This window comes from Amycolatopsis sp. M39 (assembly GCF_001651785.1).
In the GTDB taxonomy this organism is placed as follows: Bacteria; Actinomycetota; Actinomycetes; order Mycobacteriales; family Pseudonocardiaceae; genus Amycolatopsis; species Amycolatopsis rubida.
Genome location: NZ_LWSF01000013.1, coordinates 94213 through 108666 on the forward strand (window position 1 = coordinate 94213; position 14454 = coordinate 108666).

Sequence of the window (14454 nt, forward strand, 5' to 3'; positions counted from 1 at the left end):
CCAGGTCTGGCCGGGTGCGGACGGCTCTGGAAGAGTGACGGCAGCAACCGCAAGGGCCGTGCAGACGAGGGGCTCCGATGACAAACTCACCCGGTGCGCCCGGGCCGGGGGACGATACGCCTACGCCGAGCCGGGGCTTCGCCAGTCCCGACCCGGACGCGTCCGCCGCCACCCCGCCGGAGACCGGCGAAACGGACACCTCGTCCGGCGCCAGCGCCGGAACTTCGTCGCCCGTCGGCGAAAACGCCGCTTCGACCGGGGCGAATCCGCCTGCCGGGACGAACCAGACCGGCGCGGATCCTTCGGCTGCCAGCGAAAGCCCCGCTGGCGCGACGCCGCGGACGGGCGGCGAAAGCCCCGCTGGTGCGACGCCGCGGACGGGCGGCGAAAACCCGGCTGGTGCGACACCGCGGACGGGCGGCGAAAGCCCCGCTGGTGCGACGCCGCGGACGGGCGGCGAGACCTCGGCGGGAGCGTCTTCGTCCACCGGCACCACTCCGTCGCAGCCCAGCGCGTTCCCGCCGCCCGGCGCGACTCCGCCGCCCCCGGCAGGCGGCGGCCAGTGGCAATCCCCGGGCCAGCAACCGCTTCCGCAGTACCCCGGTGCCGCCCACGGCCGTCCCGGCGCGGGCTGGAACCCGAACGGACTGGGCAAACCGGGCGTGATCGCGTTGCGCCCATTGAACGTCGGCGACATCCTCGACGGAGCGATCACCGCGATCCGCCGGTATCCGCTGCTGATTCTCGGGGTCGCCGCGGTCGTCGCGGTGATCTCGGCGGGGCTCAACCTGGTCGCGTCGCTGTGGCTGGTGCCCGATTTCAACCGGGTCGCTCAGCTCGGCCCGGCCGCGACCCAGCAACAGCAGCTCGACGCGGCCTACAGCGTGCTCGGCTCCACCCTCAGCGCGCTGCTGCCGGTGCTGGTGATCTCCATGCTGACGCAGACCTTCCTCACCGGCTTCCTCACCGTGGTGATGGGCAAGGCGGTGCTCGGCCGTCCGGTCGACTTCGGTTCGGCGATGCGCGAAGCCGCGCCGCGGCTGCTGCCGCTGCTGGCGGTCACCATCCTGTACACGCTGGCCACGATCGTGGCCGCGGCGTTCTGCCTGCTGCCCGCCGTGCTGCCGTATGTGTTCTGGTCGCTCGCCGGTCCGGCGCTGGTGCTGGAACGCGGCACCATCGGACAGGCGTTCACGCGGTCGCGTCAGCTGGTGTCGGGCATGTTCTGGCGGGTGTTCGGGGTTCTGCTGCTGGCGGGCGTGATCAGCTGGCTGATCTCGGCGATCATCAGCGTCCCGTTCAGCCTCGGCTCGGGCGCGTTCAGCGGCATCTTCGATCCGCAGGCGACCCTGCCGAAGGTCACGACCGGCGGCCTGGTGCTGCAGTCGGTGGGCAAGGTGATCGCGGAGACGATCGTCATGCCGTTCACCGCGCTGGTCACCGTGACGCTCTACATCGACCAGCGGATGCGCCGCGAGGGCATGGACATCGAACTGGCCAGGGCGGCGGGCATCCAGCCGCCGCAACCGCCGCAGCAGGCGTGGTGATCGGCTTTCTCGCCGACGTCCCGGTCGACATCGACCGGGACCCCGCCCGGCTGCGGGCGATCCAGGAACTCACCGACCCGGGTTACGCGGCCGCGCGGCCGGGCCTTGCCGAGCGGGTCTGGCAGTGGCTCGGACAGCGGATTTCCGAGCTGTTCGACGCGTTGTCCGGGGTGCCCGGCGGCCCGCTCGGCCTGCTGCTGGTGCTGGCGTTGCTGATCGTGCTGATCGTGGTCGTGCGGCTGCGGGTGGGCAAGGTCGGCCGCTCGGCGAAGACGTCCGGCGAGGTGTTCGACCGGCGACGGCGAACCGCGGACGAGTACCGGAAGGCCGCCGGGGAAGCCGCTGCTCGCGGCGATTTCGCCGACGCGATCCGCGACCGGTTCCGCGCCCTCGTGCGCGGCATGGAAGAGCGCGCGCTGCTCGACGCCCGCTCCGGCCGGACCGCGGACGAAGCGGTCGTCGAAGCCGGGAGGTTCCTGCCGGACCTGGCCGTTGACCTCACCGCTGCCGCGCGGCAGTTCGACGACGTGCACTACGGCGGACGGCCGGGCACCGAAGCCGGTTACCGCACATTGTCCGAATTGGACGAACGCGTCCGGCGTGCCCGGCCGGTTTTGGCGGACGCGTGAGCACGGCTGTTTCGCCGGATCTGCGCCGGATCTGGCGTGGTGCCCGGGTTCCGTTGGCGCTGCTCCTGCTGATCGTGATCATCGCGCTGGCTATTGTGCTCAGTCGCGGCGAACAGACCAGCGGCGAGTTCGACCCCGGCTCGTACGAACCGCGCGGCAGTCACGCTCTCGCGCGCTTGCTGGAGCAGGAAGGCGTTCAAATCCGCGCCGCGCATTCGCTTGCCGAAGCACGCGAGGCCGCTGACAGCGGAACCCTGCTGATCACCAACCCGCAGTTGGTGCCCGCGAACGGGTTGGCCGATCTGCGTCGCCGGGTCGCGCACCTCGTGCTCGTCGCGCCGGGATCGACCGCGTTGGACGCGGCCGCGCCGACTGTTTCCCCGGCAGGGGCGGGAGATGTCCGTACGCTGCAACCGGATTGCACGGTCGGTGCGGCGGTCAGCGCGGGCTCGGTCACGCTTGGCGGCCGCCATTACCGCACGGACGACAAGACGGCGCGTGCCTGTTACCGCGACGGCGGCGATCCGACTTTCGTGCAGCTGGCCGACCGGGCCGGCACTGTGACTGTGCTCGGTTCGGCGGAAGCGTTCACCAACGACCAGATCGCCAAAGAAGGCAACGCGGCGTTCAGCATGCGGCTGCTGGGCGATCACCGGCAGCTGATCTGGTACGTACCGTCCACTGAGGACCCCGCGCTGGACAGCGAAAAGAAGCCGTTCGTCGACCTGATCCCGCCCGGCTGGCGATACGGCGCGCTGACCGCGGGAATCGCGATCGTCCTTTTCGCACTCTGGCGCGCGCGACGGCTCGGGCCGGTGGTGCGGGAACCGCTGCCGGTGGTCGTGCGGTCGGCGGAAACAGCGGAGGGCCGGGCCCGGCTGTACCGGCGGGGCGGAGCGACCGGGCATGCGGCGGAAACCTTGCGCGAGGCGGCAAGGACGCGGTTGCGGAAGAGACTGGGATTGCCGCCCGACGCCGGTCCGCCCGCGGTGGTGGAGACGGTGAGCGCACGGACCGGCCGGGCGCCGAACGAGGTCGGGGCGGTGTTGTACGGCCCGTCGCCGTCCGACGAAGCGGCGCTGGTGCGGCTGGCGGACGAAGTGGACGCGGTGGAACGAGAGGTGGAGCGTTCTTGAGTACCGAACAGATGCAGGACGCGCGGGCGGCCCTGATCGCGTTGCGCACCGAGGTCGGGAAGGCTGTGGTCGGCAACGACGCGGCCGTCACCGGGCTCATCCTCGCGCTGCTCTGCCGGGGGCATGTGCTGCTGGAAGGCGTGCCCGGCGTCGCGAAGACGTTGCTGGTGCGGGCGCTGGCGGCGTCGCTGGACCTGAAGACGACCCGCGTGCAGTTCACACCGGACCTGATGCCGGGCGACGTCACCGGGTCCATTGTGTACGACGCGCACAGCGGCGAGTTCTCCTTCCGCGCGGGCCCGGTGTTCACGAATCTGCTGCTGGCCGACGAAATCAACCGGACGCCGCCGAAGACGCAGTCGTCGCTGCTGGAGGCGATGGAAGAGCGGCAGGTGTCGATCGACGGCACCTCGCGTCCGCTGCCGGATCCGTTCGTCGTGGTCGCGACGCAGAACCCGGTGGAGTACGAGGGCACCTACCCGTTGCCCGAGGCGCAGTTGGACCGGTTTCTGCTGAAGCTGACCATGCCGGCTCCGTCGCGTGAGGACGAGATCGGCATTCTTTGGCGGCACGCACAGGGTTTCGACCCGCGTGACCTGGCCGCCGCGGGGGTGCGGCCGGTCGCTGGTGCCGCGGATCTCGCTGCTGCTCGGGAAGCGGTCGCGAAGGTGACCGTCGGCCCGGAAGTGATCGGCTACGTCGTCGACCTCTGCCGCGCGACGCGGGAACTCCCGGCGGTGCGAGTCGGCGTTTCTCCTCGTGGCGCAACGGCTTTGCTCGCCGTGACGCGCGCGTGGGCCTGGCTGTCCGGCCGGGACTACGCGACGCCTGACGACGTCAAGGCGCTCGCCCGTCCCGCGCTCCGGCACCGTCTGGACGTGCGCCCCGAAGCCGAACTCGAAGGCGTCACCGCGGACGGCGTCCTCGACCGGGTGCTGGCCTCTGTGCCGGTGCCGCGCTAAATGGCAGTCACCGGGCGGCTCGGGCTGCTGGCGCTCCTGGGGGCGCTGGTGGTCGGGCTGCTGTTCCCGTCCGGCACCGGCGTCGCGGTCGTGGTCGCGGTGCTGCTGGTGCTGGTCGTCGTGGACCTCGTCCTGGCCGGGAGCGTGCGAGCGCTGCGGTTTTCGCGCAGCGGCACCGCTTCCGTCCGGTTGGGGGAGCGTGCCGAGGTCACGCTGACCGTCACGAATCCCGGTGGACGCGCCGTTCGCGGCTCGCTGCGGGACGCTTGGCCGCCGAGTGCCGGTGCCGACGACCGGCACCCGCTGGCGGTTCCGTCCGGCGAGCGGCGTGCTTTCGTCACCCCGCTGCTGCCGACCCGCCGCGGCGACCGTATTGCGGCGAGGGTGACTGTGCGCGCAGTGGGGCCGCTGGGCTTGGCCGCGCGGCAGGGTTCGCACGCGGTGCCGTGGGCGGTTCGGGTGCTGCCGCCGTTCCACAGCCGCAAGCATCTGCCTTCGCGGCTGGCTCGGCTGCAGCAGCTGGACAGTCGCAATGCGGTGCTGATCCGGGGCCAGGGAACGGAATTCGACTCCCTGCGCGAATACGTCATCGGCGACGACGTCCGGTCGATCGACTGGCGCGCGACGGCCCGCGCGTCGGAGGTGATGGTGCGGACGTGGCGTCCAGAACGCGACCGGCAGGTGGTTTTGGTGCTGGACACCGGCCGTGTTTCGGCGGGCCGGGTCGGGGACGCGCCCCGGTTGGACGCGGCGATGGACGCGGCGCTTTTGCTGGCCGCGCTGGCTTCCCGCGCGGGGGACCGGGTCGATCTGGTGGCTTACGACCGGCGGGTGCGGGCGTCGGTGCCGAACGCTTCGACGCCGTCTTTGGTGAATGCCTTGGCCACGATCGAACCGTCACTGGTCGAGACCGACGCCCGGGGGATGGTGGCGGAAGTGCTGCGACGGACCCGTCGGCGGGCTTTGGTGGTGCTGCTGACCGGGTTGGAACCGGCTCCGTCGCAGGAGGGGCTGTTCCCGGTGCTGGGGTCGTTGACCGCTCGGCACGAGGTGCTGGTGGCTTCGGTGGCGGACCCGAGGGTGGCGGAGATGGCGGCTTCGCGGGGGTCGGCGGAGGCGGTTTACGACGCTGCCGCGGCTGAGCGGGCGTTGGCGGATCGGGAGTCTTCGGTGGCGTGGCTGACCCGGCACGGGGTCGGGGTGGTGGACGCGGTGCCGGAGGAGTTGCCGCCTGCGCTCGCCGACCGCTACTTGGCGTTGAAGGCGGCGGGTCGGCTGTAGGTGTACCCGGCGGCGACGGGGTGCGGCAGGATGACCGAAGGGACCACTGCGGCTCAGGCGGGGCGCGCACCGGCGCGGAGCTGTTGTTCGTGTCGATCGATCTGGGATCCTTGCCCGCGCTGGGAGCCCTGGATCGGAACACGTTGCCGAGCATGCCGAATGCCGAACGGTACCTGCATTACCGGCAGAAACGGGTACCGAATCGACTGCAGTCACAGCGGGGCAGGTTGCCAGCGCCTGAAGGCTGGACAGCAGATTTGCGGGTTGTCCGTGTCCAGTCCGTGGCGGGTCGTGCTCGCCGAGGTGGCGCGGGCGTCATCACCGGTCGCCTGCACGGGAGCTGCGCTCTTCGCCTTGCAACAGCTGCTCGCGGCGCGACGGTGATGCGGGAGAGCAGCAAGCTCGTCGGCCAGGTCGACTCCGAGGGCGCGGGCTCAGGTGCGAAGGAAAAGGTGATGGCCTTGCCCGACGACGTCCAAGCCGCCGAACTGATCCTTCCCGACGATCCTCGCGCGACCGGTCGCTGACCTCAGCCAGCCTCGGGGAGGGCATCCCCGGCCACGCGCCGGTCCACGTCGCCTGTTTCGCCGCCCAGCGCGGCTCGGCGTCCCAGCGTGAACACGTACGTCAGGAACAGCAGCTCCACCACCGCGCCGATACCGATGCGCAGCCAGGTCGGCCAGCCCGACGGCGTCACGAACGCCTCGATCACGCCCGACACCAGCAGCACGCACGCCAGCCCCAGCGCCATCACCACCACTGACCGGCCCTGTTCGGCCAGCGCCGCGCTTCGCGACCGTCGGCCCGGGTCCACCACCGTCCAGCCGAGTTTCAGCCCGGTCCCCGCCGCGATGAACACCGCCGTCAGTTCCAGCAGGCCGTGCGGCAGGAGCAGGCCCAGCAGCACATCGCCGCGGCCTGCCGAGGACATCAGGCCGATCGCGACCCCGGCGTTCAGCGAGTTCATCCACAGCGCGGCGATCACCGGCAGGCCGAGCGCGACGCCGAGGAACAGGCACGTCGCCGCGACCCAGGCGTTGTTCGTCCACACTTTCGCCGCGAACGACGCCGCTGGGCCGTTCGAGTAGTACGTCTCGTATTGGCCGCCGGGCGCGGTCATCGCCTTCACCTCGTCCGGCGAGACCAGCGACGCGCGCACCTGCGGGTCGCCCGCGATCCACCCGCCCAGCACCGCCATCACCGCGACCGACAGCAGCGCGGCCGGGATCCACCAGCGGCGGCTCAGGTACACCGCGGCCGGGAAGCGGTGGGTGAAGAAGAGCCCGACCTCGCGCCACGCCGGGCTGTGCGAACCGGCCACCGCCGAACGGCCGCGCGCGACCAGCGCCGACAGCCTGGCCAGCAGGGCCGGGTCGGGCGCGGTCGAGCGAATCATCGACAGATGCGTCGCCGCGCGTTGGTACAGCGTGACCAGCTCGTCCGCCTCCTGGCCGGTCAGCCTGCGCCGTCCGGCCAGCTCGCCGAGCCTGCTCCATTCCGCGCTGTGCGCCGCGACGAACACGTCGACGTCCACCGGCCACCTCCTCTCCCGCCAGGATAGAGGCAGGCGCTCTACGCTGGCCTCGTGCAGGAAGAGTCCGATCTCGTCACCGGTGAGGCTGTCGTCCTCGACCTGCGGGTGGCGAAGCTCGCCAGCCGCGCGGTCGCGATGCTGCTCGACGTCCTCGTCCAGGCCGCGTTGCTGCTGCTCGTGCTCGTCGCGCTGATGCTGACCGCGGGGTCGTTCGACTCGGCGCTCACCATCGCGCTGATGCTGACCACGTTCGTGCTGGTCGTGATCGGCTACCCGGTGCTGTTCGAAACGCTCAGCCGCGGCCGTTCGCTCGGCAAACTCGCACTCGGCCTGCGCGTGGTGCGCCTCGACGGCGGGCCGATCAGCTTCCGGCACGCGCTGACCCGCGCGCTGGCCGGCTTCTTCGTCGACTTCTGGGCGCTCGGCTTCCTCGGCGCGGTGGCCGTCATCGTGTCGCTGACGTCGTCGAACGGCCGCCGCGTCGGCGACTATCTCGCGGGCACCCTGGTGATCCGCGAACGCGTGCCGCAGTCCGCGCGGGCGATTCTCGTGGTGCCGCCCGGTCTGGAGGCGTGGGCCGCGCACTTCGATCTCAGCGGCCTCGCCGACGACCTCGCCATGGCCGCCCGCCAGTACCTCGGCCGCTACCACGAACTGCGCCCGGAAGCGGCCGCGTCGCTCGGCTTCGGCCTGGCGCAGCAGGTTTCCACGGCGATCGGGGTGCCGCTGCCGTACGGGATGCCGCCGTGGGTCTTCCTCACCGCGGTGCTGGCCGAACGCCGCAACCGCGACCACGCCCGGATCGCGCCGATGCACTACGGCCCGCCCTCCTACGCGCCGCCGCCCGTTCCGCCTCCGGCACCGCCGAGGTCCGACAACCCCTTCACTCCGCCGAGCTGAGGACATGCTCGCCGACGACGTCACCGTCACCACTGCGCAGGACGGTCAGCTCACGGTCATCGAGCGCATCGTCACTGACGCCCCAGCCGTTCACCGCATCGCCGAACGTGTGCCGGTCACCGACGACGAGGACCGGCTCTACTCGATCACCGATCTGCAGGTCTCCGGTGCCGCTGCCGCCGACGGAACGACCGTCACCGTCACCGGGCCGGCGACCGTGACGTACACGGTGGACGGTGCGGTCGCGGCTGGGCAGGTCCGGTTTCAGCTCACCGGGGGCTGGGATCGTGCGGTCGACCGGGTCACTGCCGCCTTCAGCGGACCGGATGTGTCCACTGCGGATTGTTACGCCGGTCAGCCGGGATCGTCTCGGCAGTGCACGTTTTCCGAACTCCGGAGCAGGGGAGCGCATGCCGAACAGAACGGTTTGCGCCAAGGGGACCGGATCGATCTGGCGGTCCGGACCGGACCGTTGCCGGAGAACGCCCGGTTTGTCCCGACTGGACCGTTGGCCGCCTTCGCGCCTGGATTTCCGACCATCCTCAGCGGTCTCGCGTTAGTGCTCTACCTGCTCATCGGCGCCAGCGTGCTGCGTCGCCGTGCCAGGCCGCCCGCTCCTGGAGTGCCGCCTGCGTACATCGCGTATGTCGCGCGCGGCGAACTCGACCTCACCGGCACCGTCCTCGACCTCGTCGCGCGCGGTCATCTGCACATCGTCGACGGACAGCTCACCCATAGCGAAGCCGATCCGCTCACGCCGTTCGAGGAGGCGGTCAAGACCGCGTTCCCGCCGGGTCCGCTCGGTGGCGCGCGGCCGGATCAGGCGGAACTGCGCATCCTCCTCGACGCCGAAGCGCATCGCCAGGGCTGGCTGTCGGCAAGGCGATCCCACCTCCGCCGAGCCGGGCTCATCCTGGCCGTTGCGGGCATCGTGACGACAGTCGTGCTCGCCCTCACTGTCGGCGAGGCGCTGATCGGCGTCGCGCTCCTCATCGCTGGACTCGCCACCTTCGTCGCCGCTCCGCTGGTTCAAACCCGCCGTGGCCGCGCGTTGGGGAGCCCGGCGAGGCGGGTCGAATCCCCGCTGGCGGCAGAGATCGACGCGATCCAGGCGATGGCCGAACGACGCTCGGCGGTGTCCGCGCAATGAAACTCGCCGCCCTGCTGTTGATCCCGTTCCTCGCCGTGGCACCCGCTGCGGCGCAAGACCAGCCGTCGCTGCCCGGCCTGCCGCAGAGCGTCGAAGTAGCCCTGAAGGTCCAACGCGACGGCAGCCTCTCCGTTACCGAGGCAGTCTCGGTACCGCGCGACACCTCGATGACCCGCACCATCCCGTTGCGCGCCAACGACCGCGTGCTCGGCATCCGCGACATCAGCATCGAAGGCGCGGGCAACGCCGAATCCGGCAATGACCAGGTGACCTTCTACCTGCGCGGCGGAACGTCCGTGCTCCGGTACACAGTGGACGGTACGGTCGGCACGAGCCTCGGCGTCGAACACGTGACCTGGGACGTCGCCGGCGGTTGGGACACCCGCCTGGAACTGGTCCGCGCGACCTTCGCCGCGCCCGCCATCCCGGACGCGCTCAGCTGCCTCGCCGGTCCGCCCGATTCGACGACCCGCTGCGGTGCCGCGCAGATCGACCACTCCGGCCTGACCCGCGTCTCGGTGCCGAAGCTCCCGCCCGGCTCCCGCGTACAGCTGACTGCCGAACTCCCCGGCGGTACCGTCGCCGCGACCGAGAAGCTCATCCCCACCGGCCCCTTCGCCGCGACCGCACCAGTGTGGTGGGCATGGCTGGCCTTCGCCGTTCTGTCGATCGCCGGTGCTGTCACGGTGTTCGTACGCCGCCGACGCGACCGACAGCCAGGCCACGCTACCCCCGTACAGCTTCTCGACAATGGCCGCTTCTCTTCGCCAGACGGCGTGCTCCCCGGACACGTAGGACTGCTTCTCACCGGACGCGTCAGCTCCGTCGACCTAGCCGCGACAGTGCTCGACCTATGCGTCCGTAACTACCTATGGGTCAGCGAAGACGGCCCGCGCAACTGGGTCCTCGTGCGCCGCAATCCGCCCGACGAACACCTGACGGCCTTCGAGCGCGCGGTGTACGAAGCCGCCGTGCCCGGCGAAGCCGCGATGCTCGCCGAAGTCCGCGAAGCAGGCGTGCGTGAGCTAGTCACCGACACTGTCCGTCGCGGCTGGCGCTCGCCGAAGCGACTGTCGAAGATCGGCCCGCGGCTATGTGGGTATGGCGTCTTCCTCACCGTCCTGCTGGCCTTCACCGTCGGTTACGCACAACTCGGGTTGGTGCTTCTCGCCACCGGCATCGCGGTGACGGCAGCCGCTCGCTTCCTGCCGGAGCGCACGAAGGCAGGCCTAGACCTTCGGGACCGCCTTCTCGGCCTCAACGCACAGCTGCTCACGACGGAAGCGCCGGACGACGAACTGCTCGTCTCTCGCGTGCTCCCGTACGCGTACGCGCTGGGCGAAGCAGATGCTTGGCTAGTTAACGCTTGTTCGCTGTCGGCGTACTGGTACGGCAGCTCCGGCGAGGACGTCGTGCCGTTGGCGCGGACCAGCGGATTCGTGGTCGCGCTGACCGTCGCGTTCGAGGGCGCGAGGCACCTCCGACCGGACGAGCCCAAGACGCCCGCGCCTGCGTAGGGTGGAGGCATGGCCGATCCCGAGCTCTTCCGTTTCACGATCGACAACGGTCTGCGCGTGGTGCTCGCTCCTGACCCGACCGCGCCGGTGGTCGGGGTCAGCGTGCACTACGACGTGGGCTTCCGTTCCGAGCCGGAGGGGTTGACCGGTTTCGCGCACCTCTTCGAGCACCTGATGTTCCAGGGCAGCGAAAGCCTGGAGAAACTGGCGCATTTCCGGCACGTGCAGTCCAGCGGCGGCACCTTCAACGGTTCCACGCACCCGGACTACACCGACTACTACGAGGTGCTGCCCGCCGCGGCGCTGGAACGCGCGCTGTTCCTCGAAGCCGACCGGATGCGCGCGCCGAAGCTGACCGCGGAGAACCTGGCGAACCAGATCGAGGTCGTCAAGGAGGAAATCCGGCTGAACGTGCGCAACCGGCCGTACGGCGGATTCCCGTGGATCCTGCTGCCGCCGGTGCTGTACTCCACCTTCGCCAACGCGCACGACGGCTACGGCGCCTTCGAAGACCTCGAAGGCGCGACGCTGGACGACTGCGCCGCTTTCTTCGACACCTTCTACTCGCCGGCCAACGCGGTGCTGACCGTCGCGGGCGACTTCGAGGTGGAAGAGGCCAAGGCGCTCGTCCAGAAGCACTTCGGCGACGTCCCGCACCGGCCGGCCCCGGTCCGTCCGTCGTTCGCCGAGCCGCTGCCCACCACGCAGCTGCTCGGCGAGCACACCGACCCGCACGCGCCGCTGCCCGCGCTGGCCGTCGGCTACCGGATGCCGGACCCCGTCAACGACCTCGACGGCTACCTCGCCTACCTGGTGCTGGCGGGCGTGCTCACCGACGGTGACGGCTCGCGGCTGCAGCAGCGGCTGGTGCACGTCGAACCGCTGGTGGTCGACGTCGGCGCCGGAGCCGGGCTGTTCGGCCCGTTCGAGGCCCGCGATCCGGACACGTTCACCATCACCGCGATCCACCCGCCGGACGTGCCGCGCGAGCGCGTGCTGGCCGCGCTGGACGAGGAGCTGGAGAAGCTCGCGTCCACACCGCCGGACGAACAGGAACTGAAGAAGGTCACCGCGCGCTGGGCGGCGAGCCTGCACGCGGAGCACGACCGGCTCGTGTCGCGCACGCTGGCGCTCGGCGCGTTCGAACTGCTCTACGGCGACGCGTCGCTGGTCTACCAGCTCGCCGACCGCCTGTCCGCGGTCTCCGGCGAAGCCGTGTCGGCGGCGGCCAAGGCGCTGCGCCCGGACGCGCGCGCCGTGCTCGTCGTGAAGCCCGCAAGCACCGAAGGGACGGAACAGTGACCTCGGCTGAACAGGTCAAAGCCGCACACCGCAGCGCCGAGGAGATCGGCCGCACCGCCGCCGGACCGCGTCCGCTGCCCGCGCTGGGCCACCAGCGCGCCGCCGCCGATCTGTCCCATGTGGACACCACGCTCTCCAACGGGCTGCGCGTGCTCGCGGTGCGCAAGGCGAGCGTCCCGATGGTCGAACTGCGGCTGTGGATTCCGTTCGCGGGCGAGGACCGGATGCACGCGGCCACCGCGGAGGTGCTCGCGGAGACTGTGCTCACTGGCACCGCGCGGCGCGACCGGGTGGAAATCGACGCGGAGGTCGCGCTGATCGGCGGCGAACTGAGCGCGGGCGTGGACCCGGAGCGGCTGTACTTCGGCGGCACCGCGCTGTCCGAGGGCCTGCCGACGCTGCTGGAGGTGCTCGGCGACGTGCTCACCGGCGCGACGTACAGCGACGCGGAGGTCGCGCGCGAGCGGGAGCGGCTGATCGAGCGCATCGCGGTGTCGCGGACGCAGCCGCGCACCATCGCGCGCGAAGCACTGCAGAAGCACCGGTACGGCGACCACCCGGTGACCCGCGAAGTCCCGCAGGCGGAGGACGTCGCCGAGGTGACCGCCGAGCAGGTGCGCGCGTTGCACACCGCTTCGGTGCTGCCGCGCGGTGCGGTGCTCGTGCTGGTCGGAGACCTTGACCCGCAAGAGGTTCCGGCCGAACTGGAGCGTGCGCTCGGCGGCTGGAAGTCGGATCGTTCGGCCGTGGTGCTGCCGCCGCTGCCCGTGCTGACCGGCGGCAACGTCCTGCTGGTGCCGCGCGCCGGCGCGGTGCAGTCGCAGATCCGGCTGTCCGCGCAGACGGTGCCGCGCGTCGACCCGCGGTACCCGGCGCTGCAGCTGGCGAACCTGGCGTTCGGCGGGTACTTCTCCTCGCGGCTGGTGGAAAACATCCGCGAGGACAAGGGATACACCTACGGCGCGCACTCGGGCTTCGAGTTCACCGGCGACACCGCCGTGGTCAATGTGGACGCGGACACCGCCAACGAGGTCACCGCGGCGGCGTACCTGGAAACCCGCTACGAGCTGTTCCGCCTCGGCACCGTGCCGCCGACGGCCGAAGAGGTCGAATCGGTGCGGCAGTACGCGATGGGCTCGCTCGTCACCGGCACGTCCTCCCAGGGCGGGCTCGCCGGGCAGCTGATGGCGCTGGCGTCGAACGGCCTCGGCATCGAATGGCTGCAGAGCCACCCGGAGCGGCTCGCGGCCGTCACCGCGGAGCAGGTCGCCGAAGCCGCGGCCGAGTTCTTCGCGCCGGGCCGGTTCACCGGCGTCGTGGTCGGCGACGCGGACCTGCTCGCGCCGAAGCTGGCCGCGCTCGGAGTTTCCACCAGCGAGAAGGACTGATGAGCGTTCCGTTCGAGCTAGGGGCACTCCCGACCCTGTCGCGTTCCACAGTGGACCGTCAGGAAACCTTGCGCACCAACCCCGAGCGGCTCGCCGCGAAATGGTCGGAAGCCCGCGTGGTGCTGCTCGACGACACCGGCCGCACGCCGGTCGTCGAGGGCGGCTCCGCGCTGGCCACCCGCAAGGCGATGGACTTCGGCACCGAACCGCCCGCCGACGCGGTGTTCCTCGGCGAGTGGGAGGACGTCGACTACTGGTCGTTGCCCGGCAGCATCGAAGGCGACGTCGACAGTGTGCGGCTGGCGGGCAGCTGGGGCGTGATCGAAGAGGTCCCGCGCGCCAACGGCGAGCTGTGGGTCGAGCTGCGCGGATACGGCGAGCGGTTGGACGACACGTCGGCCGGGCTGTTCACCACCGCGCAGGCACTGCGGCACTGGCGGCGGCGTTCTCGGTTCTGCGCCCGTGACGGCTCGCCGACGCAGCTGATCCAGTTCGGCTGGGCCAGCCGCTGTGAAGCCAAGGGCCACGAGGAATACCCGCGCACCGACCCGGCGGTGATCTGCCTGGTGCACGACCTCGACGGCGTCAACGGTTCGCACGTCCTGCTCGCCCGGCAGCCGATCTGGCCGCCGGACCGGTATTCGGTGCTCGCCGGATTCGTGGAGGCGGGGGAGTCCCTGGAGGGCTGCGTCGTCCGCGAAATCCGCGAGGAGGCCGGGATCGAGGTCGGGGACGTGCGGTATCTCGGCAGCCAGCCGTGGCCGTTCCCGCGCTCGATCATGCTGGGCTTCACCGCGCGCGCGGACCGCGACGCGCAGCTGGTCCCGGCGGAGGGTGAGATCGAGGAAGCGCTGTGGGTGTCCCGTGAGGACGTCCGGGCCGCGTTCCGGAACGCCGGGAGCGGCCTGCCGACGCCGATCGCCGGTGGGGCGTCGAATCTGCTGCTGCCCGGGAATTCGTCGATCGCCCGGGTGATGCTGAAGGCATGGGCGGAAGCCGAGGAGTGACGGGCTCGTGAGTGGCGATCCTGGTGAGAACCGGGATCGCCACTCACGACTCTCGCTAGCCCCCGGCCGCGCCGGACGCCGGGCTGCCCCTCTCGCTAGCC

General features: G+C 71.0%; 13 protein-coding genes. 12 read left to right on the plus strand and 1 reads right to left on the minus strand.

Annotation, left to right across the window (positions count from 1 at the left end):
• Positions 1 to 77 precede the first annotated feature (77 nt).
• The 6 genes from A4R44_RS50730 to A4R44_RS49265 all read left to right on the plus strand — a co-directional run bounded on the left by A4R44_RS50730 (position 78) and on the right by A4R44_RS49265 (position 6082).
• A complete protein-coding gene (locus A4R44_RS50730; protein WP_232791776.1) occupies positions 78 to 1547 on the plus strand; it encodes a hypothetical protein in 1470 nt (489 codons plus the stop codon).
• A complete protein-coding gene (locus A4R44_RS25840) occupies positions 1541 to 2176 on the plus strand; it encodes a DUF4129 domain-containing protein (protein ID WP_067585928.1) in 636 nt (211 codons plus the stop codon). The genes A4R44_RS50730 and A4R44_RS25840 overlap by 7 nt, the downstream gene beginning before the upstream one ends.
• Entirely contained in the window at positions 2173 to 3312 is a 1140-nt protein-coding gene (locus tag A4R44_RS25845) for a DUF4350 domain-containing protein (RefSeq protein ID WP_067585931.1), read from the plus strand. The genes A4R44_RS25840 and A4R44_RS25845 overlap by 4 nt, the downstream gene beginning before the upstream one ends.
• An 11-nt stretch (positions 3313 to 3323) precedes the next feature.
• The gene (locus A4R44_RS25850; protein WP_093576712.1) at positions 3324 to 4274 is read left to right on the plus strand and encodes a MoxR family ATPase; all 951 of its coding nucleotides are present in this window, start codon (positions 3324 to 3326) and stop codon (positions 4272 to 4274) included.
• The gene (locus A4R44_RS25855; RefSeq protein WP_067585937.1) at positions 4275 to 5555 is read left to right on the plus strand and encodes a DUF58 domain-containing protein; all 1281 of its coding nucleotides are present in this window, start codon (positions 4275 to 4277) and stop codon (positions 5553 to 5555) included.
• A gap of 89 nt (positions 5556 to 5644) precedes the next feature.
• Complete coding sequence (locus A4R44_RS49265; RefSeq protein ID WP_161269461.1) at positions 5645 to 6082, plus strand: hypothetical protein; 438 nt, start codon at positions 5645 to 5647, stop codon at positions 6080 to 6082.
• A gap of 2 nt (positions 6083 to 6084) precedes the next feature.
• On the opposite strand, the gene A4R44_RS25860 is transcribed toward A4R44_RS49265, so the two are convergent.
• Positions 6085 to 7089, minus strand: coding sequence for a stage II sporulation protein M (locus A4R44_RS25860; RefSeq protein ID WP_067585939.1), 1005 nt, complete (start codon positions 7087 to 7089; stop codon positions 6085 to 6087).
• A gap of 51 nt (positions 7090 to 7140) precedes the next feature.
• On the opposite strand from A4R44_RS25860, the gene A4R44_RS25865 reads away from it, so the two are divergent.
• From A4R44_RS25865 to nudC, 6 genes are read left to right on the plus strand one after another with little or no spacing between them, the layout of a single operon-like run.
• On the plus strand, positions 7141 to 7989 hold the full coding sequence (locus A4R44_RS25865) for an RDD family protein (protein ID WP_067585942.1): 849 nt from the start codon (positions 7141 to 7143) through the stop codon (positions 7987 to 7989).
• A gap of 4 nt (positions 7990 to 7993) precedes the next feature.
• Positions 7994 to 9139 carry a DUF2207 domain-containing protein gene (locus A4R44_RS25870; protein ID WP_067585945.1) on the plus strand — a complete coding sequence of 382 codons (1146 nt, stop codon included), beginning with the start codon at positions 7994 to 7996 and terminating at the stop codon, positions 9137 to 9139.
• Complete coding sequence (locus A4R44_RS25875) at positions 9136 to 10656, plus strand: DUF2207 domain-containing protein (protein ID WP_067585948.1); 1521 nt, start codon at positions 9136 to 9138, stop codon at positions 10654 to 10656. Before A4R44_RS25870 ends, A4R44_RS25875 begins: the two co-directional genes overlap by 4 nt.
• 9 nt (positions 10657 to 10665) lie before the next feature.
• Positions 10666 to 11958, plus strand: coding sequence for a pitrilysin family protein (locus tag A4R44_RS25880; RefSeq protein WP_067585951.1), 1293 nt, complete (start codon positions 10666 to 10668; stop codon positions 11956 to 11958).
• Positions 11955 to 13346: a pitrilysin family protein gene (locus A4R44_RS25885; RefSeq protein WP_067585954.1), complete on the plus strand. Its 1392-nt coding sequence runs from the start codon at positions 11955 to 11957 to the stop codon at positions 13344 to 13346. Before A4R44_RS25880 ends, A4R44_RS25885 begins: the two co-directional genes overlap by 4 nt.
• Positions 13346 to 14353: an NAD(+) diphosphatase gene (gene nudC, locus A4R44_RS25890; protein ID WP_067585958.1), complete on the plus strand. Its 1008-nt coding sequence runs from the start codon at positions 13346 to 13348 to the stop codon at positions 14351 to 14353. Before A4R44_RS25885 ends, nudC begins: the two co-directional genes overlap by 1 nt.
• The last annotated feature ends 101 nt before the right edge of the window (positions 14354 to 14454 follow it).

Bases quoted from the DNA above. Each gene is read 5' to 3' on its own strand.
- A4R44_RS50730 (WP_232791776.1), top strand. From the start codon at position 78: ATGACAAACTCACCCGGTGCGCCCGGGCCGGGGGACGATACGCCTACG.
- A4R44_RS25850 (WP_093576712.1), top strand. From the start codon at position 3,324: ATGCAGGACGCGCGGGCGGCCCTGATCGCGTTGCGCACCGAGGTCGGG.
- A4R44_RS25855 (WP_067585937.1), top strand. From the start codon at position 4,275: ATGGCAGTCACCGGGCGGCTCGGGCTGCTGGCGCTCCTGGGGGCGCTG.
- A4R44_RS25870 (WP_067585945.1), top strand. From the start codon at position 7,994: ATGCTCGCCGACGACGTCACCGTCACCACTGCGCAGGACGGTCAGCTC.
- A4R44_RS25875 (WP_067585948.1), top strand. From the start codon at position 9,136: ATGAAACTCGCCGCCCTGCTGTTGATCCCGTTCCTCGCCGTGGCACCC.
- A4R44_RS25880 (WP_067585951.1), top strand. From the start codon at position 10,666: ATGGCCGATCCCGAGCTCTTCCGTTTCACGATCGACAACGGTCTGCGC.
- nudC (WP_067585958.1), top strand. From the start codon at position 13,346: ATGAGCGTTCCGTTCGAGCTAGGGGCACTCCCGACCCTGTCGCGTTCC.